Source organism: Streptococcus sp. KCJ4932 (assembly GCF_004352745.1).
Taxonomy (GTDB): Bacteria; Bacillota; Bacilli; order Lactobacillales; family Streptococcaceae; genus Streptococcus; species Streptococcus ruminicola.
Genome location: NZ_SJWW01000044.1, coordinates 1 through 271, shown reverse-complemented (window position 1 = coordinate 271; position 271 = coordinate 1). Strand labels below are relative to the sequence as shown.

General features: G+C 45.8%; 1 tRNA gene. It reads right to left on the bottom strand.

Annotated features, from left to right (window positions below):
- Window positions 1-145: 145 nt before the first annotated feature.
- Window positions 146-219, bottom strand: a tRNA-Pro gene (locus E0E02_RS09395).
- Between the last annotated feature and the right edge of the window lie 52 nt (window positions 220-271).

Below are 271 nucleotides of genomic sequence, written 5' to 3'. Positions count from 1 at the left end.
TGAGCCAGGATCAAACTCTCATTTAATCTTGTTCTCATTCTGTCACTGACAGATTTATCGTTTTTGACAGGTTACTTCCGTAACCCGCACGTTTGGTTCGTATTGTTCAGTTTTCAAAGGTCTTTGTGAATTTCGAGAATTCACATCGGGAAGACAGGATTCGAACCTGCGACCCCTTGGTCCCAAACCAAGTGCTCTACCAAGCTGAGCTACTTCCCGAAATTATGCACCCTGCAGGATTCGAACCTGCAACCGCCTGATTCGTAGTCAG